General features: G+C 61.1%; 23 protein-coding genes. 14 read left to right on the top strand and 9 right to left on the bottom strand.

The genetic code is table 11. The features are described from left to right. Position 1: 1 nt before the first annotated feature. Positions 2-1,054: a YjgN family protein gene (locus ACP7DE_RS22000; protein ID WP_426074086.1), complete on the bottom strand. Its 1,053-nt coding sequence runs from the start codon at positions 1,052-1,054 to the stop codon at positions 2-4. A gap of 166 nt (positions 1,055-1,220) precedes the next feature. Between ACP7DE_RS22000 and ACP7DE_RS22005 the strand changes: the two genes are divergently transcribed. The 3 genes from ACP7DE_RS22005 to ACP7DE_RS22015 all read left to right on the top strand — a co-directional run bounded on the left by ACP7DE_RS22005 (position 1,221) and on the right by ACP7DE_RS22015 (position 3,186). After that, positions 1,221-1,892, top strand: coding sequence for a glutathione S-transferase family protein (locus ACP7DE_RS22005; protein ID WP_426074087.1), 672 nt, complete (start codon positions 1,221-1,223; stop codon positions 1,890-1,892). Between the two features lie 71 nt (positions 1,893-1,963). Beyond that, the gene (locus ACP7DE_RS22010) at positions 1,964-2,737 is read left to right on the top strand and encodes a 5'-3' exonuclease (protein ID WP_426074088.1); all 774 of its coding nucleotides are present in this window, start codon (positions 1,964-1,966) and stop codon (positions 2,735-2,737) included. A gap of 41 nt (positions 2,738-2,778) precedes the next feature. Continuing rightward, positions 2,779-3,186 (top strand): response regulator, encoded by a 408-nt coding sequence (locus tag ACP7DE_RS22015; RefSeq protein WP_426074189.1) that lies wholly within the window; start codon positions 2,779-2,781, stop codon positions 3,184-3,186. 169 nt (positions 3,187-3,355) lie between these two features. Here ACP7DE_RS22015 and mnmA read toward each other — a convergent pair whose 3' ends face one another. Together mnmA and ACP7DE_RS22025 are read right to left on the bottom strand one after the other, a co-directional pair. After that, the gene (gene mnmA / locus ACP7DE_RS22020) at positions 3,356-4,471 is read right to left on the bottom strand and encodes a tRNA 2-thiouridine(34) synthase MnmA (RefSeq protein ID WP_426074089.1); all 1,116 of its coding nucleotides are present in this window, start codon (positions 4,469-4,471) and stop codon (positions 3,356-3,358) included. Positions 4,472-4,512: 41 nt separating this feature from the next. Continuing rightward, positions 4,513-4,992, bottom strand: coding sequence for an NUDIX hydrolase (locus tag ACP7DE_RS22025; RefSeq protein ID WP_010401817.1), 480 nt, complete (start codon positions 4,990-4,992; stop codon positions 4,513-4,515). 412 nt (positions 4,993-5,404) lie between these two features. On the opposite strand from ACP7DE_RS22025, the gene ACP7DE_RS22030 reads away from it, so the two are divergent. Genes ACP7DE_RS22030 through ACP7DE_RS22040 form a run of 3 tightly spaced genes read left to right on the top strand, consistent with a single transcriptional unit; the run spans position 5,405 to position 8,333 of the window. Next, a complete protein-coding gene (locus ACP7DE_RS22030; RefSeq protein WP_426074090.1) occupies positions 5,405-6,517 on the top strand; it encodes a Re/Si-specific NAD(P)(+) transhydrogenase subunit alpha in 1,113 nt (370 codons plus the stop codon). Between the two features lie 38 nt (positions 6,518-6,555). Further along, a complete protein-coding gene (locus ACP7DE_RS22035) occupies positions 6,556-6,870 on the top strand; it encodes an NAD(P) transhydrogenase subunit alpha (protein WP_034778841.1) in 315 nt (104 codons plus the stop codon). An 8-nt stretch (positions 6,871-6,878) separates the two neighbouring features. Next, positions 6,879-8,333 carry an NAD(P)(+) transhydrogenase (Re/Si-specific) subunit beta gene (locus ACP7DE_RS22040; RefSeq protein ID WP_426074190.1) on the top strand — a complete coding sequence of 485 codons (1,455 nt, stop codon included), beginning with the start codon at positions 6,879-6,881 and terminating at the stop codon, positions 8,331-8,333. Between the two features lie 48 nt (positions 8,334-8,381). Here the strand turns inward: ACP7DE_RS22040 and ACP7DE_RS22045 are convergent, their stop codons facing one another. The 5 genes from ACP7DE_RS22045 to ACP7DE_RS22065 form a co-directional block, all read right to left on the bottom strand. Next, on the bottom strand, positions 8,382-9,335 hold the full coding sequence (locus tag ACP7DE_RS22045) for a GGDEF domain-containing protein (RefSeq protein ID WP_426074091.1): 954 nt from the start codon (positions 9,333-9,335) through the stop codon (positions 8,382-8,384). Positions 9,336-9,541: 206 nt separating this feature from the next. Next, positions 9,542-10,684, bottom strand: a complete 1,143-nt coding sequence (locus ACP7DE_RS22050) for an FAD-dependent monooxygenase (RefSeq protein ID WP_426074092.1) — start codon at positions 10,682-10,684, stop codon at positions 9,542-9,544. 9 nt (positions 10,685-10,693) lie between these two features. Next, on the bottom strand, positions 10,694-12,016 hold the full coding sequence (pepP, locus tag ACP7DE_RS22055) for a Xaa-Pro aminopeptidase (RefSeq protein WP_426074191.1): 1,323 nt from the start codon (positions 12,014-12,016) through the stop codon (positions 10,694-10,696). Next, on the bottom strand, positions 12,016-12,735 hold the full coding sequence (gene murU, locus ACP7DE_RS22060; RefSeq protein ID WP_426074093.1) for an N-acetylmuramate alpha-1-phosphate uridylyltransferase MurU: 720 nt from the start codon (positions 12,733-12,735) through the stop codon (positions 12,016-12,018). Before murU ends, pepP begins: the two co-directional genes overlap by 1 nt. Positions 12,736-12,899: 164 nt before the next feature. After that, positions 12,900-13,967: an aminoglycoside phosphotransferase family protein gene (locus tag ACP7DE_RS22065; RefSeq protein WP_426074094.1), complete on the bottom strand. Its 1,068-nt coding sequence runs from the start codon at positions 13,965-13,967 to the stop codon at positions 12,900-12,902. Positions 13,968-14,065: 98 nt separating this feature from the next. On the opposite strand from ACP7DE_RS22065, the gene ACP7DE_RS22070 reads away from it, so the two are divergent. The 4 genes from ACP7DE_RS22070 (at position 14,066) to rsmA (ending at position 19,713) form a co-directional block, all read left to right on the top strand. Continuing rightward, positions 14,066-16,309 carry an LPS-assembly protein LptD gene (locus tag ACP7DE_RS22070; RefSeq protein ID WP_426074095.1) on the top strand — a complete coding sequence of 748 codons (2,244 nt, stop codon included), beginning with the start codon at positions 14,066-14,068 and terminating at the stop codon, positions 16,307-16,309. 103 nt (positions 16,310-16,412) lie between these two features. Beyond that, positions 16,413-17,813: a peptidylprolyl isomerase gene (locus ACP7DE_RS22075; protein WP_426074096.1), complete on the top strand. Its 1,401-nt coding sequence runs from the start codon at positions 16,413-16,415 to the stop codon at positions 17,811-17,813. A 19-nt stretch (positions 17,814-17,832) separates the two neighbouring features. After that, positions 17,833-18,882 (top strand): 4-hydroxythreonine-4-phosphate dehydrogenase PdxA, encoded by a 1,050-nt coding sequence (pdxA, locus tag ACP7DE_RS22080; RefSeq protein ID WP_426074097.1) that lies wholly within the window; start codon positions 17,833-17,835, stop codon positions 18,880-18,882. A gap of 51 nt (positions 18,883-18,933) precedes the next feature. Next, positions 18,934-19,713, top strand: coding sequence for a 16S rRNA (adenine(1518)-N(6)/adenine(1519)-N(6))-dimethyltransferase RsmA (gene rsmA, locus ACP7DE_RS22085; protein ID WP_426074098.1), 780 nt, complete (start codon positions 18,934-18,936; stop codon positions 19,711-19,713). An 8-nt stretch (positions 19,714-19,721) separates the two neighbouring features. Here rsmA and ACP7DE_RS22090 read toward each other — a convergent pair whose 3' ends face one another. Continuing rightward, positions 19,722-20,639, bottom strand: a complete 918-nt coding sequence (locus tag ACP7DE_RS22090) for a LysR family transcriptional regulator (RefSeq protein WP_426074099.1) — start codon at positions 20,637-20,639, stop codon at positions 19,722-19,724. Positions 20,640-20,864: 225 nt separating this feature from the next. On the opposite strand from ACP7DE_RS22090, the gene ACP7DE_RS22095 reads away from it, so the two are divergent. Genes ACP7DE_RS22095 through ACP7DE_RS22110 form a run of 4 tightly spaced genes read left to right on the top strand, consistent with a single transcriptional unit; the run spans position 20,865 to position 24,697 of the window. Next, a complete protein-coding gene (locus ACP7DE_RS22095) occupies positions 20,865-21,980 on the top strand; it encodes a porin (RefSeq protein ID WP_426074100.1) in 1,116 nt (371 codons plus the stop codon). A 57-nt stretch (positions 21,981-22,037) separates the two neighbouring features. Next, entirely contained in the window at positions 22,038-23,060 is a 1,023-nt protein-coding gene (locus ACP7DE_RS22100) for an ABC transporter substrate-binding protein (protein ID WP_426074101.1), read from the top strand. Between the two features lie 21 nt (positions 23,061-23,081). After that, complete coding sequence (locus tag ACP7DE_RS22105; RefSeq protein ID WP_071075234.1) at positions 23,082-23,921, top strand: ABC transporter permease; 840 nt, start codon at positions 23,082-23,084, stop codon at positions 23,919-23,921. Next, positions 23,918-24,697 carry an ABC transporter permease gene (locus ACP7DE_RS22110; protein ID WP_070290842.1) on the top strand — a complete coding sequence of 260 codons (780 nt, stop codon included), beginning with the start codon at positions 23,918-23,920 and terminating at the stop codon, positions 24,695-24,697. Before ACP7DE_RS22105 ends, ACP7DE_RS22110 begins: the two co-directional genes overlap by 4 nt. Positions 24,698-24,707: the final 10 nt, after the last annotated feature.

The following is a 24,707-nucleotide window of genomic DNA, read 5'->3' on the forward strand; positions in this document are numbered from 1 at the left end:
CTTACATCGACAGGTCGAAGTCCAGCAGGTCGACCATGCCTTCGCCCGTGGCCGACACTTGCTGGCCCGTGGCGGCGACAAACTCGTCCAGGCTGCCATGCACCAGCATCGAGGTCGCTTCCAGGCGGTACTTCAGCCAGCGCACGTGGGCGAATGGCGTAAACAGGCCCAGGGTGACGACGATGCCCAGCAGGTTGCTCAGCATGACGAAGGTGGTGCGGCCCCACGTCAGCTGCGACTGGAACTGGTGCTGCTGCAAGCGCGTATGGTTCCAGATCAAGTTCTGGATCATGGTCAGGAACAGCGGCAGCACGGTGAACGCCCACAGGTACAAGGCACCGATGGCAAACAGCAGGCTGCCAACCTTGGTCTTGTCATTCGCATTGGCTACAAACGAGGCGAACACGCTGCCGAAGACGACGAAAATCAGGACCAGCAAGCCGCCCAGCAGCAACGCGAAGAACAGCAGATAGGTTTTGTAGAAGCTGCCGACCGTGGCGTCAAAGCTGAAATGGGTGGCGCCGAAACGGCTTTGCGTGTGCTGGAAGCGCTTCAGGCGCTGGTGCAGGAAAGGCGTCATCAGGCCGCCCGTGAAGGTATTCAGGATGGGCAGCCACAGGAAGTACTTGTAGGCTTCCTTGGCGCTGCCGCCAAAGCCGAAGCGGATGCCGCGGTAGCTGGTGTTGTACAGCTTGAATTGCAGGCTTTTCCAGACCAGCCAGGGCAGGATGGCGGCCAGCAGCACGAACATCAGCAAGCCAACGACGGGCGAGACCTGGAAAGCGATGTTATAGCCGGCGATCAGCACCACGGCGGCGATGCGGCCTTTCAGGATGGCCACGGCGTTGCCATGGTATTCGAAGCTGCTGCCCGCCAGGTGGGTGCTGGAATAGAAATAGCGGTTGCGGCGCACCTTGGCCCAGGCGGAATAAATGCCCAGGGTGACGATGCTCAGCAGCAGGTTGACGATCCAGATACGGAAGTATTCGCTGCCGGTGGCACTGAAGGTAATGGCTTCGCGCTGGGCGCTGTTGTTGTTGACGTCGACATCCACGGGGAAATATCCTTACTTATTGGAAACAAAACAAGATAAGGGAATATGGAATAGTTATCAATTAAAAATACTGTTTTTCGCAATTTCTTTTGGTGCGCAGCCCCTGCCGCCGCGATTTTCCCGTCCCAGCTATACTGGAACTCAACCATCGCCTACGGGAAATACCATGATCGTCGTCCACCATCTGAACAATTCGCGCTCGCAGCGCGTGCTCTGGCTGCTTGAGGAACTGGGTCTCGACTACGAGGTCAAGCGCTACCAGCGCGATCCGAAAACCATGCTGGCACCCGCTTCCTTGAAAGCCGTCCATCCCCTCGGCAAGTCGCCCGTGATCACGGATGGCGCCCACACCATCGCCGAATCGGGCGCCATCATCGATTACCTGGTCGAGCGCTACGGCAATGGCCGATTGATACCGGCGGCGGGCACGCCGGAGAAGCTGCGTTGGACTTACTGGCTGCATTTCGCGGAAGGCTCGGCCATGCCGCCGCTGCTAATGAAGCTGGTGTTCGACAAGGTCGAATCGTCGCCGATGCCGTTTTTCGTCAAGCCGATCGCGCGCGGCATCGCCAGCAAGGTCAAAAACAGCTTCATCATGCCCAATATCCACAGCCAGCTGGCCTACATGGAAGCGGAGTTGGAGAACACCAAATGGTTTGCCGGCAATGAATTCACGGCGGCCGACATCCAGATGAGCTTTCCGCTGGAAGCGGCCGCCATGCGCGGCGGACTCGACGAGCGCCTGCCGAAGCTGACGGCGTTCCTGCAGCGCATTCACGCGCGGCCAGCCTATCAGCGTGCTCTGGAGCGGGGCGGGCCCTACGATTTCGCCAAATAAGGAGGGTTGAAGGGCTATGTGCGGGGAACCATACGGTAAAATGCCCGATTCAACCAGTATCCACTTACCGCATGGCCAGACTCCTCGCTATCGACGGCTTGAATATCGTACGCCGCGTCTACGAAGCCAGTCCTGAACCCGATTCCGACCTGAAGGCGGAGATCGCGCTGCGCCATGCGCTGTCGTCGTTCCGTACCCTCATCAACGACCACGAGCCGACGCACATCCTGCCAGCCTTCGACTTTGGCGGCCCGACCTGGCGCCATGCCCTGTATGCGGGTTACCGCGAAGGGCGCCAACCCATGCCGCAGGTGCTGCGCGATGCCTTGCCCGGCTTTTATGCCACCCTGGCCAGCTTCGGCATGCATGTCGTGAGCATTCCCGAGGTCGAGGCCGACGACGTGATCGGCACGGCCGTCATGCGCTGGCTGCACGAGGGGCGCGGCGCGGCCGTCATCGCTACCACCGACAAGGATTTACATGGCTTGATCGCCCACGGCGCGCTGGTATGGGACCACTTCAAGGGTATCTGGCACGACCGCGCTTGGGTTGAGAAAAAGTTCGGCGTGTCGCCGGAACTGCTGCCCGACCTGCTGGCGCTGATGGGCGACGTTACCGACAGCATCCCCGGCGTGTCGAAGATCGGCTTGAAAACGGGCGCGAAACTGTTGCGCGCTTACGGCAATATCGATGCCGTGATGGCTGGCGCGGGGATTTTGCCCGGCGCGCTGGGCGAAAGCCTGCGAAAAGAGCGGGAAATACTGTATCTTTCAAGAAAGTTAGTTGCGCTCAAGACGGACGTGACTTTAGGCGTGACCTGGAACAAGCTGGTGTGGGAAAAGTAAAGCGCCAGGCAAGAACAATCAAGCAAGGGAAGTAAATCATGATGTTAAAGACAGTCCTGATCGATAGCAGCGCGGTGGCGCGCGGCCTGCTGAACACGGTCCTGATCGATGGCGGCTACGATGTCTGCGGCCAGACCCATACCAGCACGCTGGGGCTGGCGCTGCTGGTCAAGCACCACCCGCACTTCGTCTGTATCGCGCGCGAACAGGTGGAAGACGGGACCAATGTGGTGCAAACCATCCGCGCCCAGTATCCGAAGACGCTCATTTTCATGGTATCGGGCGGTATCGACGCGGCCTCGCTGCAGGCGGCCCATGCGATGGGCGTGTCGGGCTTCATCGTCAAGCCTTTCATGGCAGACACGGTGCTGAAAACCGTGCGCAACACGGTGATTGCCATGGTGCGCAAGCAGCAGCAGGCGCTGGCCGCTGCTGCGAAAGACGCCTGATAAAATCTACTGCGCGTCGCGATTTGCGGCCGGCGATGCTCACTGGCTCGGCGCCCCCGTACTAAAGTACAGTTGCGCTTCTCGGCCACAACTCACTGCCGCTCGCTACGATTTTCTCAGGCGTTGTTATTGAGTTGGATTAGTAAAAATTTACTTTACCAACCTAACTTCAAGCCAGGCCGGTTGCGCTGGCGATGATGCCGCCACCGAGGCACACGTCGCCGTCATACAGCACGGCCGACTGGCCAGGCGTGACGGCCCATTGCGCTTGGTCAAACGCCAGGCTGAAGTGTTCATTTCCATCCGGCAGCAGCTGGCAAGCCACGTCGGCCTGGCGGTAGCGCGTCTTGGCGGACAGGGCGCCAGCCTGCGGCGCCGTGCCGGCGACCCAGCTGGCCTGGTCGGCCGTCAAGGCGGGCGACAGCAGCCACGGGTGGTCATGGCCCTGCACCACCCACAGGGTGTTGCTGGCGATATCCTTGCGCGCCACATACCAGGCGTCGCTGCTGCCATCGGCATTCTGGTACGACTTCACGCCGCCGATACCGATGCCCTTGCGCTGGCCCAGCGTATAAAAACTCAGGCCCACGTGTTCGCCCACCGTCTTGCCGTCGGCCGTTTTCATGGGGCCCGGCTGGTAGGACAGGTAGCGGTTCAAAAATTCGCGGAACGGGCGCTCGCCGATAAAACAAATGCCTGTCGAATCCTTCTTTTGCGCGTTCGGCAGGGCTAGCTGTTCGGCGATCTTGCGCACTTGCGTCTTCGGGATTTCACCTAGCGGAAATAAAGTTTTAGACAGTTGCGCCTGGTTCAAGCGGTGCAGGAAGTAGCTTTGATCCTTGCTGGCATCGACGGCCTTCAGCAGCTCGTAGCGGCCAAGGTCGGTCGGCGCCTGGCGCACGCGCGCGTAGTGGCCGGTGGCGATCAGGTCGGCGCCCAGCGTCATGGCATGGTCGAGGAAAGCCTTGAACTTGATTTCGGCGTTGCACAGCACGTCCGGGTTCGGCGTGCGGCCGGCCTGGTATTCGCGTAAAAAATCGGCGAACACGCGGTCCTTGTATTCGGAAGCGAAATTGACGGCTTCGATATCGACGCCGATGACGTCGGCCACGCTGGCAGCGTCGATCCAGTCCTGGCGCGTGGAGCAGTATTCCGAATCGTCGTCATCTTCCCAGTTTTTCATGAACAGGCCGATGACTTCATAGCCTTGTTCCTTCAGCATCCATGCCGCGACCGAGGAATCGACCCCGCCGGACATGCCGATAACGACTTTCTTCTTGCTCATCTTGCTTTCCAGTTACTTTTAAATGATTGCCATGCGCGGGTCTATGCACTATTAAAAACGGACGCATGCGTGTGCAGCAGGGCCAGCGGCGCGCGCCGGCCAGCCAGGTATTCGTCCACGCACTGCAGCACCAGCGGGCTGCGGTGGCGTTCCTGGCATGCCGCCAGCTCGTCGCGCGTCATCCACAGTGTGCGGATGATGCCTTCGTCCAGCGGGCGGTCATGCTCGGCGCCGGCCGTGCCGCAAAAGGTGAAGCGCAAATAGGTCACGTCCTCGCCCGTGCGCAGTGACTGATAGCGCGACATGTACATGCCGACCAGTGCCGTGGGGATGAAATCGTAGGCCGCTTCTTCCAGGGTTTCGCGGATCACCGCTTGTTCCAGCGACTCGAACGGGTCGAGATGACCGGCCGGCTGATTCAGCTTGATGCCTTCGCTGGTCTCTTCTTCAATCAGTAAAAACAGGCCGTCTCGCTCGACAATGGCGGCAACGGTGACAGAGGGTTTCCAGATTCTCGGCATGATTCCATCCTTGAAAGAGCCGACATTTTATCTTGTTCTGCGCGCGCGGTTTGAACCCGGCCTTTTGTTGCGCGGACATATTGATAAATGACAACGTTTTAGCAAATAGCGGTGGGAGGTACTTACGTCTTTCCCGGGCAGCGCACTAGCATGGGGGCATTGGCGGCAAGATGGCAGGAAACGCCCGCTAATATAGGCTTTCCCTGTGGTCAAAACAAGCGCGCACGCAGGCTCGACTGTGGTGAGATTGACACACCTTTCCCACAATATGGTCGCCGCGCCGCATGGTGAAACGAATCGGGGGATGCGGATGAAATTAGTGTCGTACAACTAAAAGTTGCTGGTTCACAAACGTTTAACGCGCTGCTTTCCGTGTTAGATTCTAGTCAGTTTATCAATTAGCGGAGGCATCATGAGGATAGGCATACCGGCCGAAACACGGCCTGGTGAAACGCGGGTGGCAGCCACGCCCGAGACAGTCAAGAAGCTGGCAGCCAAGCATCAAGTCGTCGTGCAGGCGGGAGCGGGCTTGCAAGCTTCGATTCCCGACGATGCGTATGCCGCCGCCGGCGCGCAGATCGGCAGCGCCCAGGAAGCCTATGGCTGCGCCATCGTGCTCAAGGTGCGCGCCCCCGATGCCGGAGAACGGGCCTTGATGGCCAGCGGCACGGTGCTGATCGGCATGCTCAACCCGTTTGACGCCGACAATATCGCCGCCATGGCCACGGCCGGCCTGTCCGCCTTTGCGCTCGAAGCCGTGCCGCGCATCACACGCGCGCAATCGATGGACGTGCTGTCGTCGCAGGCGAATATCGCCGGCTACAAGGCGGTGCTGGTGGCGGCCAATACCTACCAGCGCTTCATGCCCATGCTGATGACGGCGGCCGGCACCGTCAAGGCAGCCCGCGTGCTGATCATGGGCGTCGGCGTGGCAGGTTTGCAGGCGATCGCCACGGCCAAGCGCCTGGGCGCCGTCATCGAGGCGTCCGACGTGCGCCCGCCCGTCAAGGAGCAGGTGGAATCCTTGGGCGCCAAATTTCTCGACGTGCCTTTCCTGACCGATGAAGAAAAGGAAATCGCCAAGGGCTCGGGCGGCTATGCGCGCGCCATGCCGGCCGACTGGATGCGCCGCCAGGCCGAACTGGTGCATGAACGGGCGAAACTGGCCGACATCATCATCACCACCGCCCTGATCCCCGGCCGCGCCGCGCCCGTGCTGATCTCCGAAGAAACGGTGAAAGCCATGAAACCCGGTTCCGTCATCGTCGACCTGGCCGTCGAGCAGGGCGGCAACTGCCCCCTGTCCGAGCTGGGCAAGACGGTGCTCAAGCACGGTGTCTACATCGTGGGCGAAGCGAACCTGGCAACCCTGGTGGCGGCCGATGCCTCGGCCCTGTATGCGCGCAACGTGCTGGACTTTTTAAAGCTCATCATCGACAAGGACGACCAGCTGCTGATCGACCGCGAGGATGAAATCATCAAGGCCAGCCTGGTGTGCGCAGGCAGTGAAATCTTACGTAAATAAGTTACAAAAACAACGCGGCACCGGGAGAGAACAACATCATGGAAATCAGTCACACCATCATTAACCTGATCATTTTCGTGCTGGCCATTTATGTCGGCTACCACGTCGTCTGGACCGTCACGCCGGCGCTGCATACGCCGCTGATGGCCGTCACCAATGCCATTTCCGCCATCATCATCGTCGGTGCCATGCTGGCGGCCGGCCTGACGCAAGGCCCGCTGGCGCAGGCGGCCGGCACCCTGGCCGTGGCGCTGGCCGCCGTCAACGTGTTTGGCGGCTTCCTCGTCACGCAGCGCATGCTCGAGATGTTCCGTAAAAAAGAACCGAAGGCCAAGCAAGGAGCAAAAGAATGAGTCACGCCATGAGCTTCGTCAGCATGAACCTGGTGACGATGATGTACCTGATCGCCTCGGTGTGCTTCATCCAGGCCTTGAAAGGCTTGTCGTCGCCCTCGACGGCGCGCCGCGGCAATGCCTTCGGCATGAGCGGCATGGCGATTGCCGCCGTCACCACCGTGGCGCTGATCCTGAAACTGAAGGAGCAGCAAACGGGCGGCATGGGACTGACCCTCGTCATCATCGGCATCGTCACGGGCGGCGCCATCGGTGCCTACCTGGCAAAAACCGTGGAAATGACGAAGATGCCGGAATTGGTGGCGGCCATGCACTCGCTGATCGGCCTGGCGGCCGTGTGTATTGCCGTGGCGGCCGTGTCCGAGCCATGGGCTTTCAATATCGCCCAGCAGGGTCAGGCGCTGCCCATCGGCAACCGTTTCGAGCTGTTCATCGGCACCTTTGTCGGCGCCATCACGTTTTCCGGTTCGGTGATCGCCTTCGGCAAGCTGTCGGGCAAATACAAGTTCCGCCTGTTCCAGGGCGCGCCCGTCAGTTTCAAGGGCCAGCACATGCTTAACCTGGTGCTGGCGCTGGTGATGGTCGCGCTGGGCCTGGTGTTCTGCTTCGCCGACGGGGTGGAGCCGGCCTGGACGCCGTTCATCGTCATGGCCGTCATCGCCTTTGCGCTGGGCGTGCTGATCATCATTCCCATCGGCGGCGCCGATATGCCGGTGGTGGTGTCGATGCTCAACAGTTACTCCGGCTGGGCCGCGGCCGGCATCGGTTTTTCGCTGAATAACTCGATGCTGATCATCGCCGGCTCGCTCGTGGGTTCTTCCGGAGCGATCTTGTCGTACATCATGTGCAAGGCCATGAACCGTTCGTTCTTCAACGTCATCCTCGGTGGCTTCGGCGGCGCTGCGCCGGCGGCAGGCGTGGCCGGCGCGCAGGAACAGCGTCCCGTGAAGTCGGGTTCAGCCGATGATGCCGCCTTCATCATGGGTAATGCGGAAACCGTCATCATCGTGCCCGGCTACGGTCTGGCCGTGGCGCGCGCGCAGCATTCGCTCAAGGAACTGGTGGAAAAGCTCACGCACAAGGGCGTCACCGTCAAGTATGCGATCCACCCCGTGGCGGGGCGCATGCCGGGCCACATGAACGTGCTGCTGGCCGAGGCGGAAGTACCGTACGACCAGGTCTTCGAGATGGAAGACATCAACGGTGAATTCGGCCAGACCGATGTGGTGCTGGTGTTGGGCGCGAACGACGTGGTCAACCCGGCGGCGAAGGACCCGACATCGCCGATCGCCGGCATGCCGATTCTGGAAGCCTACAAGGCCAAGAGCATCATCGTCAACAAGCGCTCGATGGCTTCCGGCTATGCGGGCCTGGACAATGAACTGTTCTATCAGCCGAACACGATGATGGTGTTTGGTGACGCCAAGAAGGTGATCGAGGATATGCTCAAGGCAGTTGAGTAAGGCAATGCCTTGCGCAACTGAAGATGGCCCGCCTTGCGCGGGCCGTTTTTATTGATCGGCCGTTGCCGCGACGACCTGGTTGCGTCCCTGATGCTTGGCGACATACAGGGCCTTGTCGGCATCCGACATGGCTGCGTCCAGGCTGGCGCCGGCCATCAAGGAGGCCACGCCGATACTGATGGTCACCTGCAATTGGCGGCCATCGGGCAAGGGGGTGATGGCGGCAGCCACCGCCGCGCGGATGCGTTCGGCCACCTGCTGTGCCTGCTGCAGGCTGGCGTCGGGGAACAGCAGGCCGAACTCTTCGCCACCGAGCCGCGCTGCCAAGTCGGTGATGCGTCCCGTGTCGCGCAGCGCCTGCGCCACCGTGCGCAGCACGGCATCGCCCACCGCGTGGCCATAGCGATCGTTGATCTTCTTGAAGTGGTCGAGGTCGGCCACGCCCACGCTCAGGGCGGCGCCGCTGCGCGCCGCGCGCGCCATGGCTTGTTCGGCCTGGGCTTCATAGGCGCGCCGGTTGGGCAGCGACGTCAGCGCATCGTGCAGCGCCTGCTGTTCCAGCTGCGCCAGCAGGCTGGCGTTTTTTGCCGCCAGTTCGCGCCGTTCGCGCACGTCGAGCAAGAAGGCACCGAAATAGCGCATGCCGTCGACTACACCCAGGTCCAGCGCCTTCATTTCGATGGGAATCATCTGCGTGTCGCGGTGGCGGACGGCGAATTCGCGTATCTTGCCCAGCACGCTGGAGGTACGCGAGCTGCGGATGTAGTTGATTACGTGGTTGTCGTGCTGCGCGCCGACGGCGTCGGGCAACAGGCCGTTCAGTGTCTGGCCCAGCAATTCCCCGCTGGCATAGCCCGACAGCGCCTGCATGGCGCCATTGATATAACGGATGCGACACTGCTCGTCGATGATGATGACGGCGTCGAGGGCGTCTTCCAGCAGGCGGGAAAAAAGTATTTCGGGAAGAGCGGCAGGCGGTGCTGCGGGCAATGCATCTGTCATAGAACGGTCGCCGAAAGCCAGGTGACAGGCATTGTCGCATCCGCAGGCGATTTACTCCATGTCGGATATCTCGCCTGTTTCTTTTTCGCCCGTGCCTGCTCGTTACTACCGAGGGTTGCACAGGGGGCAGGGCTAGGCGCCTTGCCGAAGACAGTACGATTAGTACGACAAGGCATGGCAACAACGCCATGGCCCCTTGTGCGCCCTCAGCGGCGGCCGTACATCATCAGTTCCGCTAAACTTTTGCGCGCCGGGCGGAAAGCATCCAGCAAACCCAGCGACAGGCCCAGCAAGCCTTGCGTGGGAGCGCTGCCCGTGAAAATGCGCGCCATGGTGTCGGTGACGCGCACGGTCAGCCCCCGGTCTGCCTGGCGCAGGCTGGCGTAGCGTTCCAGCGCTGCGGGACTGCTTTCCTGCGCCAGCACGCGGGCCAGCACGGCGGCGTCGCGCAAGCCCAGGTTCAGGCCTTGCCCTGCCACCGGGTGCAGGATTTGCGCCGCATTGCCGATGGCGACCGTGCGCGCCGTGCCGCCCGCCTGTGCGTTCAAGCCCAGCGGATAGGCCAGGCGCGCCGTCGTGTGGGTAAAACGTCCGAGGCGGCTGCCGAAAGCGGCGCCCAGGCGCGCCAGGAAGGCTGTGTCGTCCAGGGCCAGCAATTGTTCGGCGCGCGTCGGCGGCACGCACCACACCAGCGCGTAGCCGTCGTCCTGCGGCAGCAGGGCCAGCGGGCCTTCGTCGGTGAAGCGCTCGTAGGCGCGATGGGCGATGGGAGTGCTGCTGCGCACATGGGCAATGATGGCGCTTTGAGCATAATCGCGGCTGACGGCGCGCTCTGGCTGCTGGCCGAACAGGCCGCCCTCGGCCTGCACCAGCAGGCTGGCGCGCAAGCTTGACGCGGCGCCCGCCTGTTCGATCTGCACGCTGACGCCGTCGGCATCTTCCGCGCTACCCGTGACCAGCGCCGGGCGCAAGCTGGCCACGCCCAGGCGCTCGCACACATCGGCCAGCGCGCTGACGACGGTGCCGTAACGCGCCACATAGCCGAGCGCCTCGACGCCATGCTCGCCGCGGTCCATCAGGCTGCGCCCGAAGTGGCCGCGGCGCGAGACGTGGATCTGGTGAATTGGGGTCGCTGCCACGGGCCAGGCACCCGCGTCCTCGAGAATCTGGCGGCTGCCGTGCGACAGGGCGATGGTGCGGGGGTCGCGCCTGGCTTGCTCGATGGATTTGGCGTCGAGCAGGGCGATGCCGGCGGCGCGTGTACCCCGCTGCACCAGCAGGGCGGCCAGCGCCATGCCGACGGGGCCGGCGCCACAGATGGCGAGATCGAAAGTGGACGGTGTATGCATGCGGCGGCGTTAATCCTGTGACATCAGTTGTTCGATTTCAGCGACGCTTTTGGGCGCCGTGCTGAAGACTTCATGGCCTTGCGGCGTGACCAGCACATCGTCTTCGATGCGGATGCCTGTATGCCAGAACTGCTCCGGCACGCCCGCGCCGGGGCGCACATAAATGCCCGGCTCCACCGTCAGCACCATGCCCGGTGCCAAAGCGCGCCACGGCTTGCCGGGCGCGCCCGTGTCGCGGTAGGCGCCCACGTCGTGCACGTCCATGCCCAGCCAGTGGCTGGTGCCGTGCATGTAGAAGGGCATATACGCCTTGTCGGCGATGACGTCCTGCACGCTGCCGCTTTTTTGCCGGTCCAGCAAGTTCAAATCCAGCATGCCTTGCGCCAGCACCTGCACGGCCGCCTCGTGGATGGCGCTGTGCGGCAAGCCGGGGCGCACCATGTCCAGCGCCGCCTGCTGCGCCGCCAGTGCCAGCTCATACAGCGCCCGCTGCGGGCCAGTGAATCGGCCGTTGACGGGCCAGGTTCGCGTAATGTCGGAGGCGTAGCCATCGAGTTCGCAGCCGGCGTCGATCAGCACCAGGTCGCCTTCTTTCAAGACGGCGTTGTTGGCGCTGTAATGCAGGATGCAGGCGTTGTCGCCGCTGGCCACGATGGAGGAATACGCGGGAAACTGCGCGCCGCTGCGGCGAAATTCGTACAGCAGTTCCGCTTCCAGCGCGTATTCGTGCATGCCGGGCCGCGTGGCGCGCATGGCGCGCACGTGGGCCGCGCTGGAAATGGCCGCCGCGCGGCGCATCAGGCCTTGTTCCTGCGTGTCTTTCAGCAGGCGCATGGCGTCGAGCATGCCATTGATGTCATGCGCGATGGCAGGCGCCGTGACGCCGCTGCGGGCCTTTTGCCGCACATTGTGCAGCCAGACCTTCACTTGCGCATCGAGGCTGCCGCCCAGCGCATAGTAAATGGCGGGCGCGTCGGCCAGCAGGCGCGTCATTTCCACGTCGAGTTCCTCGATGGGGAAGGCGCTGTCAAAACCGAAGCTGGCGCGCGCCGCCTCGGGGCCGTGGCGGAAACCGTCCCAGATTTCGCGCTCGGTGTTCTTGGCGCGGCAAAACAGGATGGCGCGCGCGGGCGCCGTGGCGCTGGCGGCCACCAGGGCCACGGTGCTGTCGGGTTCCGTGAAACCGCTCAGGTAGTAGAAATAGCTGTCGTGGCGATACGGATAATCGCAATCGCTGTTGCGCGGCACTTCGGGCGCCGTGGCGAGGATGGCCACGCTGCCCGGCAGCATCTGCGCCAGCAGCGCCGCGCGCCGTGCCGCGTAATTGGCCATCATGTTGCGCTGGCCTTGGCCGTCACGCCATTGAGCGCATTGAGCTGCTTTGGGGTGCCCACATTCGTCCACTCGCCCGGATAGATTTCGCCGCCCACGCGGCCCTGGTCCGCGTACTGGCGCAGCAAATCGCCCAGTTTGGCGTGGCTGCCGGGCGCGATACCGTCAAACATCTCGGGACGGTACACGCCGATATTGGCGAAAGTCCACTTGGTTTTGTCCGTATTGTTGATCGCGAACAAGGTCAGGCCGAAGTCGCCTTTTGGATGGAAGTCGGGATTAGGCACCAGGTAAGTCCAGGCGATGTCGCGCTGGTCCACCGGATACGGCGTGCCCAGCACATCCTTGTCGGCCAGCACGTCAAGTACTTGCTTGAAATCAAAGTAGGGGCAATAGATGTCGCCGGAAATGGCGAGGAACGGTTCCTCGCCCAGCAAGTGGCGCGCCTGGGCGATGCCGCCCGCCGTTTCCAGCGGCGTGGTCTCGGGCGAATACGCGATGCGCGCGCCATACGCGCTGCCATCACCGAGGGTTTCCTCGATCAGATGGCCGAGGTGGGAATGGTTGATGACGATGTCCGTGATGCCGGCGCGCACCAGGTTCAGCACATGCCAGACGATCAGCGGACGGCCGCGCACTTTCAGCAGCGGTTTGGGACAGGTATCGGTAAGCGGACGCATCCGTTCACCGCGGCCTGCGGCAAAGATCATGGCTTTCATGGGTATTCTTTTCTGATTTGTTCAGTAATTTTTCTGCAGTTACGACACCGGACAAAACCGTAGCGAGCGGCAGTGATTTGTGGCCGAGAAGCGCAACCGTACTCTAGTACGGTGAGCATCGCCGGCCGCAAAGCGCGACGCGCAGTAGGTTTTGGCCGGTGTCCTCAGAAGGTATAGCCGACTTGCGGCGTTTTATTCTCCAGCGCATCGAGCAGACGCACCAGCGGCTTGAGTTCCGTATAGCGGTTGGCTGTCTTGCGCACATAGTCAAGCACGGTTGGCAGGTCGCCCATGTACAGATCCTTGCCGTCGCGGTAATTCAGGCGCGCGAACAGGCCGAGAATTTTCAGGTGGCGCTGCAGGGCCGTGAATTCGAAATCGCGGTAGAAGGCGTCGATGTCGGGATTCACCGGCAAGCCCAACTGCTTGGCGCGCTGCCAGTAGCGGATTACCCAGTCGAGCACCAGTTCTTCATCCCATTGAATATACGCGTCGCGCAGCAGCGAGGCGATGTCGTAGGTGACGGGACCGAAGACGGCGTCCTGGAAGTCGAGGATGCCGGGATTGGGGATGGAACCATCGTTGATATGCATCAAATTGCGTGAATGGTAGTCGCGGTGCATGAAGACTTGCTGCTGCGACAAGATATTCGCCGTGATGGCTTCGAAGACCTTGTCCAGCTGGGTTTGTTGTACATCCGTCAAGGTGGCGCCCAGGTGCTTGCCAATAAACCATTCCGGGAACAGATTCATTTCGCGCAGGATGAAGGCGCGGTCGAATTCGGGCAAGACGTCCGGCTGGCTGGCCAGCTGGATTTTCATCAGCGACTCGAGCGCTTCGGCGTACAGCACGCTGGCATTGTCGTGGTTCAGGGCATCGAGGTAGGTGGTCGTGCCCAGGTCGGAGAGCAGCAGGAAGCCATTGTCCAGGTCTTGCGCGATGATCTCGGGCACGGACACGCCGGCGCCTTTCAGCAAGCCGGCCACCTTGACAAAGGCGGGCACGTTTTCGCGCTCGGGCGGCGCATCCATGGCAATCAGTGTGCTTCCTGGCAATGTTGTATTGCCTGGCAGCATATCGAGACGGTAGTAGCGGCGGAAGCTGGCATCGCTGGAAGCGGGGCGGGCGGAATCGGGCGCGACGAGGTTAAGCGAGGTCAACCAGGCTTTCAACAGGGTCAGGCGAGCGTCGGCCTGGGCCGGCGCGGTAGAGGAATTGGAAGAGAATGACATTAAGCGGCCTGTGGAATCGGGTTGATGATGCAGATTCCCATATAATAAGGGATTCAAATCAAAAAATCGCCTGTCATGGTGCTTGCCCCTTCCAATTCATGAGCTGGTTTTCGGCCTCCCCCCCTTCGCAGCGCTGGGCTTTCGCCATCAGCGCGCTCGTCGCCGCCACGACGGTACCTGTCCACGCCCAGAAAGCACCGCGTCCGGTTCATGTGGAAGATCCCGACGCGCCCACCGTCATGACGGCGAACAGCATGAACGGACGGCCGGAAAGGGAGATCAATCTCGATCAGAATGTCGTGATTGAGCGCGGAAAAACCACAAAAATGACGGCCGATACAGCTTGTTACAAACAAGTTGAAGATCAGTTCGACGCCGAGGGCCATATCAAGATGTGGCGTTTCGGCGATTACTACACGGGTGACGTCTTGAAGTTGAACATGGAGACCGGCAAGGGTTTCCTGCTCAACCCGACGTACCGCTTCGAAGTGGGCGGCGGCCAGGGCAAGGCCGAGCGCGTCGACTTCATCAACCCCGACGAAGCCACTGTCATCGACGGCACGTACAGTACCTGCGAAGGGCCGAATCCGGACTGGTACCTGAAATCGAGCACCTTGAACCTCGATACGGGGCGCGACGTGGGCACCGGTAGCAAGACCATCATCTATTTCAAGGACGTGCCGATTCTGGGCACGCCGGGCATCTCGTTTTCTCTGTCGGGCGCGCGCCGCTCAGGCTGGCTGGCGCCCACGCCGGGCTTTGCCTCGAAGAACGGTTTCGAGCTGCTGATGCCGTATTACGTCAACATTGCGCCGAACCGCGACCTGACGCTGTTCCCGCGCTACATACAGCGGCGCGGCATTCAGCTCGGTGCGACTGGCCGCTACATGGGCGAGACGGATGCCGGCCTGTACCAGGGCGAAACTTCGTTTGAGTTCTTGCCTAACGACAAGCAGACCAAGACCAACCGCTACATGATCAAGTCCAAGCATGAGCAGGCGCTGGCCAAGGGCTGGACTTACAGCTGGGATCTGCGCGAGGCGTCCGACAATAATTACCCGAACGATTTTTCGAAAACCGTCGCCACCGCCACCGAGCGCCAGTTGCTGCGCGAATTGCGTACCGATTACCGCACCGAGGACTGGAGCTTGACGGCGCGCGTGCAGAATTACCAGGTGCTGCAGGATCCCGATCCCACGGTGACAGTACCGCGCCCGTATGACCGCTTGCCGGCGGTGAACTTCCACGCTGGCAAATACGACGTCTGGGGCGGCTTCGACTGGACCTTCGACGCGGAAGCGACACGCTTCGCCCACCCGACCGAGGTGCAAGGGTCGCGCCTCGTGGCCGTGCCGCAGGTGAGTTTCCCCATCGTGCGTCCTGGCTACTTCGTCACGCCCAAGCTGACACTCAATGCCAGCGCGTATCAGCTTGATAACGACGCCACGACCAAGGCGAAGTTTCCGGATACGTCGTTTACGCGCGCCGTGCCGACTTTCTCGGTCGACAGCGGCCTGGTGTTTGAACGCGACACGAATCTGTTTGGCGCCAAGGGCGGCACGCAAACCCTGGAGCCGCGCCTGTTCTATGTTTACACGCCGTACCGCGACCAGTCGCAGTTTCCGAAATTCGATACGGCCGCTGGCACGTTCAACCTGACACAGATCTTCACGGAAAACCGTTTTGTTGGCAGCGACCGCATCGGCGATGCCAACCAGGTCACGGCGGCCCTGGTATCGCGTTTCCTGCAGTCCGATGGCACGGAACGCATGCGCCTGACCTTCGGCCAGCGTTTCTACTTTGCCGACCAGCGCGTGCAACTCGATTCGAGCACGCCCGTCAACCAGTCGCGTTCGGATATCCTGCTGGCAGCAACGGGCCGCGTGTCCGAGACTTGGACCGTCGATAGCCTGGTGCAGTACAATCCCAGCGACCGCCAGCTGATGAACTACAACTACACCTTGCAATATCAGCCCGGTGCCAAGAAAGTATTGAATTTTGGTAATCGTTTCCAACGTGGAAATGCTGGTTGGCGCAATGTTGAAGTGTCGACCCAATGGCCGTTGACGGACCGCCTATATGGCGTGGGACGCATCAGTTACTCCGTGAAGGATCGCAGCATGCTGGAAAGCCTGGTCGGCCTGGAATACAAGGGCGACTGCTGGGTGTTCCGCATGGGGGCGCAGCGTTTCGTGACGACGAACAAGACTGTCTCGACACCGATTTTCTTCCAGCTGGAATTGACTGGGCTGTCGAATGGCCTGGGGCTGGGCGCGAATGGCCTGGAAACATTTACCAAAACCATCCCTGGCTACCAGGCACTGAGCCAGCCACTCCGTTAAGATAGGCACCGTTGCCGCCGCCGGTGTCCCCGGCGCTGGCACAAATCGGTTTTTTTATTCACCTGAACTCATGAGCGCTCTACACATTATGCGTAATGCCAGTATGCACCAACTCAAAATTGCAACGGTTTTGTTGTGCGCCATTTCCGGCGCCACGACCAGTAGTGTCTGGGCGCAACAGGCTGCGCCAGCGCCTGCGGCCAAGCCCGCTGCCACTGCACCCGCACCCGCACCGGCCAAGGGCTTCACGCCCCCCGCCTCGAGCAGTGGCCAGACCATCGACTCCATCGCCGTCGTCGTCAATGACGATGTGATTACGCGCAATGAAGTGGCGGCCCGCATCAAGAGCGTGGAGCAGCGCATGAAGGCGCAGAACGTGCCTTTGCCCGATCCTGCCGACCTGCGTCGTCAATTACTGGAGCGCATGATTGTTGAACGCGCACAGATGCAGCTGGCCAAGGAAATGGGCGTGCGCGTGGATGACCTGACCCTGGACCGCGCGATTGGTCGTATTGCTGAGCAGCAAAAGATGACGGTGCAAGAGCTGCGCAACCAGATGGAAAAAGAAGGCACGCCGTTTGCGACCTTCCGCGAAGAAATCCGCGATGAAATCATCATGCAGCGCTTGCGCGAGCATGAAGTCGACGCCAAGATCCAGATTTCCGATTCCGAGGTGGATAACTTCCTGGAAGCGGAAAAAGCGGCGGCCAGCGAGCAGGTCGAGCTGAACCTGGCGCAGATTCTCGTGCGCATTCCGGAAAACTCCAGCCCTGAACAGATCGCCGCACGCCGCGCGCGCGCCGAAGAAGTCAGCCGCCAGTTGCGCACGGGCGCCGATTTTGCCAAGATGGCCGCCACCTATTCCGACGCCAGCGATGCGCTGAGCGGCGGCGATATCGGCTGGCGCAATAGCGACCGTTTGCCGCCTTTGTTCACGGAACAGTTGGTGAAATTGAAGCCGGGCCAGATCACGCCCATCATCAAGAGCAACACCGGTTTTCACATCCTCAAGCTGGTGGACCGCCGCAGCGCGGCCGAAGCGCAAGCCGTCGCTGCCGTGCAGCAAACGCATGCGCGCCATATCTTGCTGAAAATTACGCCGACCTTGTCGGCGGCCGAAGCCAAGCGTAAATTGCTGGAATTGAAAGAGCGCCTCGATAACAAGGCCGCCAAGTTCGAAGACCTGGCCCGCTTGTTCTCGAACGACGGTTCGGCGGCCAAGGGCGGCGACCTGGGCTGGCTGTATCCGGGCGATACCGTACCGGAATTTGAAACGGCGATGAATGCGCTGAAACCGGGCGAAGTGAGCGAGCCGATCGAATCGAGCTTTGGTTTCCACTTGATCGAAGTGCTGGAACGCAAGAGCGACGACGTCTCGAAAGAGAAGCAGCGCAGCGCCGCCCGCAACGCCTTGCGCGAACGTAAGCTGGAAGAAGCGACGGAAAACTGGGCGCGCGAAGTACGCGACCGTGCCTATGTCGAATTCCGCGCGGACGACCAGTAATGCTGCCGACAATTTGTGCATGAATAACTTGCCTGTCTTACGCCGCCCGGCCATCGCCATTACCTGTGGCGAACCGGCCGGTGTCGGTCCGGAAATTTCGATCCGCGCCGCCTGGGCCATGCGGCATGATGTTAACTGCATCCTGCTGGGCGACGCCGCCTTCCTGGCGCTGACGGCCAGCCTGATCGACCCGGAGATTCGCCTGGCAGCGCTGTCGTTGCAAGCCGTGCGCAACAACGGCCTGCCCCAGTTCGGCCCCGGCCGCCTGGCCGTGATCGATATTCCGACTGTCAATAATGTCATTCCTGGCGTACTCGACAAGGAAAACGGGCGCTCCGTGCTCGCTACCCTGGACGCGGCTGTGGAAGGTGTCCAGGCAGGCTGGTTTGGCGCCATGGTCACGGCGCCCTTGCAAAAGAGCACGATCAACGACGCCGGCGTGGCCTTTTCCGGCCATACGGAATACCTGGCAGAAAAAACCAAGACGCCGCAGGTGGTGATGATGCTGGCCGGCGAACCCGGCCATGGCGAACCGACCCTGCGCGTGGCGCTGGCCACCACGCACCTGCCCTTGAAGGACGTCTCCGCTGCCATTACCATGGACAGGCTGGCCGTCACCCTGGATATTCTCCAGCTTGATTTGCAACAGAAATTCGGCATCGCCGCGCCGCGCATCCTGGTCACCGGCCTGAACCCCCACGCGGGCGAGGGCGGCTACCTGGGGCGCGAGGAAATCGAGGTCATCGCCCCGGCGATTGCCGCGGCGCAAGCGCGCGGCATCGATGCGCGCGGACCGTTCCCTGCCGATACCTTATTCCAGCAGAAGTATCTGGCCGATGCCGATTGCGTGCTGGCCATGTACCACGATCAGGGCTTGCCCGTGCTGAAGTATGCCACCTTCGGGCGCGGCATCAATATCACCCTGGGCTTGCCGCTGATACGCACCTCGGTCGACCACGGCACGGCGCTGGACCTGGCCGCGCAAGGGCTGGGGCTGGCCGATTGCCACAGCATGGAGCAGGCCCTGCAAACGGCGCTCGATATGCTGCGCGCCAGCAGCCACGTTTGATACCCACCGGTTTTACCCCGCTACACCGCCTCTAGAATAGAAAAACAGAATATGAAACACGTTGCCCGCAAACGCTTTGGCCAGAACTTCCTGCATGACCGCTTCGTCCTGAACGACATCACGGCCGCCATCGCGCCGCAGGCAGACGATGCCATGGTCGAGATCGGCCCCGGCCTGGGCGCCATGACGGAGCAGTTGCTGCGCCACTTGACGCAGATGCATGTGGTCGAACTGGACCGCGACCTGATCGTGCGCCTGGAAAAGACCTTCAATCCGGCCAAGCTGACGATTCACTCGGGCGACGCGCTGAAATTCGATTTTGCTCAAATTCCCGTGCCGGCCGGCCAGAAACTGCGCATCGTGGGCAACTTGCCGTACAACATTTCCAGCCCCCTGCTGTTCCACCTGGCGGACTTCGCGCCGCTGGTAAAAGACCAGCATTTCATGCTGCAAAAGGAAGTCGTCGAGCGCATGGTGGCTGAGCCGGGCAGCAAGGCGTATGGTCGCCTGTCCGTGATGCTGCAATGGCGCTATACCATGTCGCTGTTGTTCATCGTGCCGCCGACGGCGTTTGATCCGCCGCCGAAAGTGGAATCGGCCATCGTGCGCATGATCCCCGTGGCCGAGCGCCTGGCCTGCGACCAGGCGACCCTGGAGGCGGTGGTCATGAAGGCCTTCTCGCAGCGCCGCAAGGTGATCCGCAACTGCCTGGCCGGCATGTTTACGGAAGAGCAGATCAAGGCAGCCGGCATCGACCCGACCAAGCGTCCGGAAACCGTGGGGCTGGAGCAATATGTAGCCTTGGCCAATCTGCTGAAAGCGCCTGCTTAAGCTTTAACTTAAAACCATTGGTCGACCTGCTGCAGATCCTGTCTCAGGGCTGAAAAGCAGTCGTCCACATGGTGGTTGCGGCTGATTTCATTGCGCCGCATCAAGGCGATCTTGCGCTTGCACGTGGGTTGGCGCAAGGGCGCCACGTGCAGTTCCTCGTCATTGAGGAAAGTCGTGTACAGGCTGGGCATGATGCCCACGGCGATGCCGGCGCGCACCACGCCATACAGCGACTCGCTGTGTATCATCTGGTACAGGCTTGATGGGCTCAAACCATGCTGGCGCAGCGCGCTTGAGGCAAACTCCCAGATGCTGCCCTTGGTAAACACGACGATTTCCTGCCCCGCCAGCTGCTCCCAGCGCACCTCCTTGAGCGGTGCCAGCGCATGACGTCCCGCCGTCACCAGCACCAGCTCGTCTTCAAACAGGCCCACGCTTTCCAGCGAGACGGAACCGGGCACCTCGATGCCCACGCAAAAGTCCAGCTGGCCCGAATGCAACGCGTGCAGCAAGCCGTCATTGGGCATGTCCGACAGGACGATTTCCACTTCATCGCCATGCTGCTCGCTGTAGCGCGCCACCACCACGGCCGTCATCGCCATGGCGGACGGGATCGCGCCGATGCGGATGCGGTGGCGGCCGCTGCCGATGGCGCGCTGGATATCGGCAAAGGTGTTACTCGCTGTATTCAATAAATGCGTGGCGTAATCAAGCGCCAGCTTACCTTCGCGCGTCAGTTCCAGCTGGTGGGTTGTGCGGTTAAACAACTTTTTTCCCAGCTGGTTTTCCAGTAGCTTGATTGACGCGCTGAGCGCAGGTTGGGTCACGCACAATTCCTGTGCGGCCTTGCTGAAGCTGTTTACCCGGGCTAAGGTGGCAAACGCTTGTAAATGTCGTAAGGAAATCTTTTTGCTCAGTTCATGCATGGGCGTTGCTTATCAGAAAAAGTAATGGATTTATAAAAATAAACAAATTTTCTTATCCCGCAATTTACCATATTCTGAACTGGTCTTTACTTGTCTTGAAGGCAACAATCTTCAGAGAAGCGCTTGCCAGGCGGCGCCGGTACTCGCGCTGGCACGCCATGCAGGGGACGCATCAATAAAATAATTCCAAAAAACTCAGGGTTTATTCTTTTTAGGGTGGCGGCGATGAACAAATGGATGACGGGAACGATGGTGGTGGGTGGCTTGCTGGCGGCGCAGGGCGCCGCGCAGGCGCAAAGCAGCGTGCAAGTGTATGGCTTGCTGTCGGCCGGTATTGGCTATGTGTCGGACGAGGGTAAGGGCAGCCGCACGCATGCGCTGAGCGGCACGAATCAGAATCCTCGCATCGGCTTCCGCGGCCAGGAAGACCTGGGCGACGGCACCAAGGCTATCTTCGTGCTGGAAAACGGCTTTAACGTCATGACGGGCACGGCTGCGCAAAGCGGCCGCCTGTTCGGCCGCCAGTCGTATGTGGGCCTGTCGAGCAATGACAAGGGCACCCTGACCCTGGGCCGCCAGTACGAAGCCGTCAAGGATCTGCTGGGCCCGGTGGTCATCGCCAGTAACGGCGTGCATATCGGCGACAACGACAATGGCTACAACAACTTGCGCGTGCAAAATGCCGTCAAGTATGTCAGCCCGAACCTCAGCAACTTGTCGTTCACAGGCTTGTATGGCTTCAGCGAGAACCCGGAAGATTCCAACCGCAACCGCGTCTACAGCATGGGCGCCGGCTACAAAGTCGATGCCTTCAGCTGGGCAGTCGCCTACACCAAGATGGACCACCCGAACAGCCCGGATGCGCCGAATGGCGCCATCGGCAATGACTATGGCAGCTCCCTGTTGATCTTCAACAAGAGCGCTGTCAAGGGCGCGGGCGTGGACAGCCAGGCCATCGCCGGCACGGGAGGCTTTTATAATGTGGGCAGGACCAAGTTTGGCGCGCTGTACACCAACGTGCGCTACCACTACCTGGATCAAAGCAATCTGACCCTGCAAAACGTGGATCTCAACGTGAACCACAAGCTGACGGAAGCGCTGAACCTGGGCGCGTCGTATTTCTTTACTACCGGGAAATATGACGTGATCAACAAGACGCCGAAATGGCATCAGGTCAACTTCCAGGCCGATTACTTCCTGTCCAAGCGCACCGACGTCGCCGTCACCTGGAGCTACCAGAAAGCGGCCGGCGATGCGACGTTCGCCCGCGTGTTCGGTTTCGGTGCCTCTGGCGGCAAGACGCAAAGTGTCCTGATCGTCGGCATGCGACATTATTTCTGAGTCTGATTCATTTTTACAGGCGCTGTCCCGCAGCGCCGTCCCCTGAAAGGAAGCATCTTGAAAAAGCACCTCATGTTGGCGTTGAGCCTAGGCTTGCTGGCAAACGCCGCCCACGCGGAAAAACGCGAGCTGGTCATTTCGGCCTATCCGATTGCCCAGCCCTTGTTCATGAAGTATGTGTACGAGCCGTTCAAGGCCAAATGCGGGTGCGATATCAAGGTGGAAACGGGAAATAACGCGGATCGCATCGCCAAGCTGGTGGTGCACAGCAAGAACCCGGTGATCGACCTGGTGCTGCTGTCCGATTCCGGCATGCTGGAAGCGGCGCAAAAGGGCGTCATCCAGCCCATGGATTACTCCAAGCTGAGCAATTACAAGGCCCTGTACGACATGGCGAAAAACCCCATCGGCGGCAACTTCGCCGTCGGCTACACCCTGTACTCGGTCGGCCTGGTGTACCGCAGCGACAAGATCGCCCCGCTGACGTCCTGGAAGGACCTGTGGCGCCCCGAACTGAAGGGCCGCGTGGCCTTACCTGACGTGAGCACCACGCAGGGCCCATTGATGCTGCGCATGGCCGATGCGGCCTGGGGCGGCAAGACGGACGACTACGCCACCGGCTTTGCCAAGATCGTCGGCATGAAGGGCAACGTCGTCACGTTCTCGAAAAACAGCGCGCAGCTGGCCGCCCTGTTCGCGCAAGATGAAATCTGGGCCGCGCCCGTGGCGCGCTTTACCTGGTCGCAAATGCTCAAGACGGGCCTGCCCCTGAAGTGGAGCATCCCGGCCGAAGGCCAGGCGGCCGGCATGAACGTGATGGGCATCGTTGCCGGTTCGAAGAATGCGGACTTGGCGTACCAGTTGATGGATTTCTGGCTGTCCAAGGAAGTGCAGACGCAACTGGCGACCAATCTGGTCGACTCGCCCGTCAACAAGGACGTGCGCCTGTCGGTGGCTGCCGCGCAATTCAATACCTATGGCGCCGATCAAATCAGTTCGCTGAAATTCGTCAAGCCGGAAACCATCCTCAAGCAGCGCAGCAACTGGATGACGCAGTGGAACAAGGCCATGAGCAAATAGTGGTGACGAGGAGAAAACACCATGTTTGCTGATCCAAAAAAGCGCCTGGGACTGCTGCTGGTCCTGCCGGCGCTGATCTTTATCGTCGTCTGCTTCCTGCTGCCCGTGCTGGCCTTGCTGGTCGACGCCTTCCGCGTCGGCGACGGCATGCAGTGGGGCGTTGACCGCTTCATTGAATTCTTCTCGCAGGAATTTAACCGCACCATCTTTTGGCGCACGCTGCGCATCGCCGCGCTGGTGACGCTGGCGGCCATCATCCTCGGCTACCCGGCCGCGCAAGCCGTGGCGCGCGTGTCTCCGAAGTGGCGCGGCCTGGTGGTGGGCATGATGATTTTGCCGCTGATGGTCTCGCCGATTGCGCGTACCTACGCCTGGATCGTGCTGCTGGGCCGTAACGGCGCCCTCAACGCGGCACTCGTCAACATGGGCTTCACGGACGAGCCCTTGCGTTTGCTGTTCAGCGAGTTCGCCGTGTTTGTTGGCTTGCTGCAATTGCTGCTGCCGCTGATGCTGATGTCGCTGGCTGGCGCGCTGGAAAACCTGCCGCGCGACGTGGAACCGGCTGCCGCCACCTTGGGCGCCAATCCCTGGCAAGTGTTTTGCAAGGTCACCCTGCCGCTGACGCAGGAAGGCCTGGTCGTTGGCGGCACCCTGGTGTTTACGGGCTGCGTGACGGCCTACGTGACGCCGGCCTTGCTGGGCGGCACCAAGGTGCTGATGCTGGAAACCCTGCTGTACCAGAAGGTCAGCGTGGAGAGCGATTTCGGCGCCGCCAATGTCATCGCCGTCATCCTCGTCTGCATGACCCTGCTGGTCAACGCCGGCCTTAAACGTATTTCCTCGAGCCGGAGCTCCGTATGAAAGAAAGCTTGTTCTCACGCGCCGTCCTGTGGCTGGTGTTTTTGTTCCTGTTGGGACCTTTCGCCATCGTCGTGCTGGCGGGCTTTTCCGGCGGCGAAACCCTGGCGTTCCCGCCCGAGTCGTACTCGTTGCGCTGGATACTCGAAGTGTGGGCTGCGCCCGAGTTCCGCCGCGCCTTCCAGACCAGCCTGGAAATCGGCCTGATCGCCACCGTCATCGCGCTGTTGCTGGGCATTCCCGTCGCGTATGCGTTTTCGCGCATGCCGCCGCCGGGCATCGGCGCCATCCGGCAAATCCTGACGTCGCCGCTGATCATTCCCGCCATCCTCGTCGGTTTGGGCTTGCTGCATCACCTGGTCCTGACCATCAATGCGCCCGTGTATGTGGGCCTGTTGATCGGCCACATCGCGCTGTTGATTCCGTATTCGGTGCGCGTGGTGTACGCCAGCCTGGTGAATTTGCGCGTGGATATCGAGGATGCCGCCATCACCTTGGGTGCGTCGCGTCTGCGCGCGTTTTTCATGATCGTGCTGCCGAATATCCGCAACGCCGTGATCGCGGCCTTCTTCCTCGCCTTCGTCACCTCGTTCAACCAGGTGCCTGTCTCGCTGTTCCTGACGGGGCCTGGCATCAGCACCTTGCCGATCGAGATGCTGGGACATATGGAAAACAGCTTCGATCCATCGATCGCCGCCCTGTCGACCTTGCTGGTCTTGTTCACCATGGCCTTCGTGATGGTGACCGAGAAGGTGCTGGGCATTTCTAAATACATGTAAGAGGCAACAT

It is taken from the genome of Janthinobacterium sp. DSP2-3-3, from assembly GCF_049897325.1.
Classification (GTDB): domain Bacteria; phylum Pseudomonadota; class Gammaproteobacteria; order Burkholderiales; family Burkholderiaceae_D; genus Janthinobacterium.

Coding starts and splice junctions, on each gene's coding strand:
- rsmA (WP_426074098.1), top strand. CDS start 18,934: ATGAAACACGTTGCCCGCAAACGCTTTGGCCAGAACTTCCTGCATGAC.
- ACP7DE_RS22015 (WP_426074189.1), top strand. CDS start 2,779: ATGTTAAAGACAGTCCTGATCGATAGCAGCGCGGTGGCGCGCGGCCTG.
- ACP7DE_RS22065 (WP_426074094.1), bottom strand. CDS start 13,967: ATGTCATTCTCTTCCAATTCCTCTACCGCGCCGGCCCAGGCCGACGCT.
- mnmA (WP_426074089.1), bottom strand. CDS start 4,471: ATGAGCAAGAAGAAAGTCGTTATCGGCATGTCCGGCGGGGTCGATTCC.
- ACP7DE_RS22105 (WP_071075234.1), top strand. CDS start 23,082: ATGTTTGCTGATCCAAAAAAGCGCCTGGGACTGCTGCTGGTCCTGCCG.
- ACP7DE_RS22040 (WP_426074190.1), top strand. CDS start 6,879: ATGAGCTTCGTCAGCATGAACCTGGTGACGATGATGTACCTGATCGCC.
- ACP7DE_RS22050 (WP_426074092.1), bottom strand. CDS start 10,684: ATGCATACACCGTCCACTTTCGATCTCGCCATCTGTGGCGCCGGCCCC.
- murU (WP_426074093.1), bottom strand. CDS start 12,735: ATGAAAGCCATGATCTTTGCCGCAGGCCGCGGTGAACGGATGCGTCCG.
- ACP7DE_RS22075 (WP_426074096.1), top strand. CDS start 16,413: ATGCACCAACTCAAAATTGCAACGGTTTTGTTGTGCGCCATTTCCGGC.
- ACP7DE_RS22030 (WP_426074090.1), top strand. CDS start 5,405: ATGAGGATAGGCATACCGGCCGAAACACGGCCTGGTGAAACGCGGGTG.
- ACP7DE_RS22095 (WP_426074100.1), top strand. CDS start 20,865: ATGAACAAATGGATGACGGGAACGATGGTGGTGGGTGGCTTGCTGGCG.
- ACP7DE_RS22090 (WP_426074099.1), bottom strand. CDS start 20,639: ATGCATGAACTGAGCAAAAAGATTTCCTTACGACATTTACAAGCGTTT.
- pdxA (WP_426074097.1), top strand. CDS start 17,833: ATGAATAACTTGCCTGTCTTACGCCGCCCGGCCATCGCCATTACCTGT.
- ACP7DE_RS22035 (WP_034778841.1), top strand. CDS start 6,556: ATGGAAATCAGTCACACCATCATTAACCTGATCATTTTCGTGCTGGCC.
- ACP7DE_RS22070 (WP_426074095.1), top strand. CDS start 14,066: ATGAGCTGGTTTTCGGCCTCCCCCCCTTCGCAGCGCTGGGCTTTCGCC.
- ACP7DE_RS22005 (WP_426074087.1), top strand. CDS start 1,221: ATGATCGTCGTCCACCATCTGAACAATTCGCGCTCGCAGCGCGTGCTC.
- pepP (WP_426074191.1), bottom strand. CDS start 12,016: ATGGCCAATTACGCGGCACGGCGCGCGGCGCTGCTGGCGCAGATGCTG.
- ACP7DE_RS22045 (WP_426074091.1), bottom strand. CDS start 9,335: ATGACAGATGCATTGCCCGCAGCACCGCCTGCCGCTCTTCCCGAAATA.
- ACP7DE_RS22025 (WP_010401817.1), bottom strand. CDS start 4,992: ATGCCGAGAATCTGGAAACCCTCTGTCACCGTTGCCGCCATTGTCGAG.
- ACP7DE_RS22110 (WP_070290842.1), top strand. CDS start 23,918: ATGAAAGAAAGCTTGTTCTCACGCGCCGTCCTGTGGCTGGTGTTTTTG.
- ACP7DE_RS22010 (WP_426074088.1), top strand. CDS start 1,964: ATGGCCAGACTCCTCGCTATCGACGGCTTGAATATCGTACGCCGCGTC.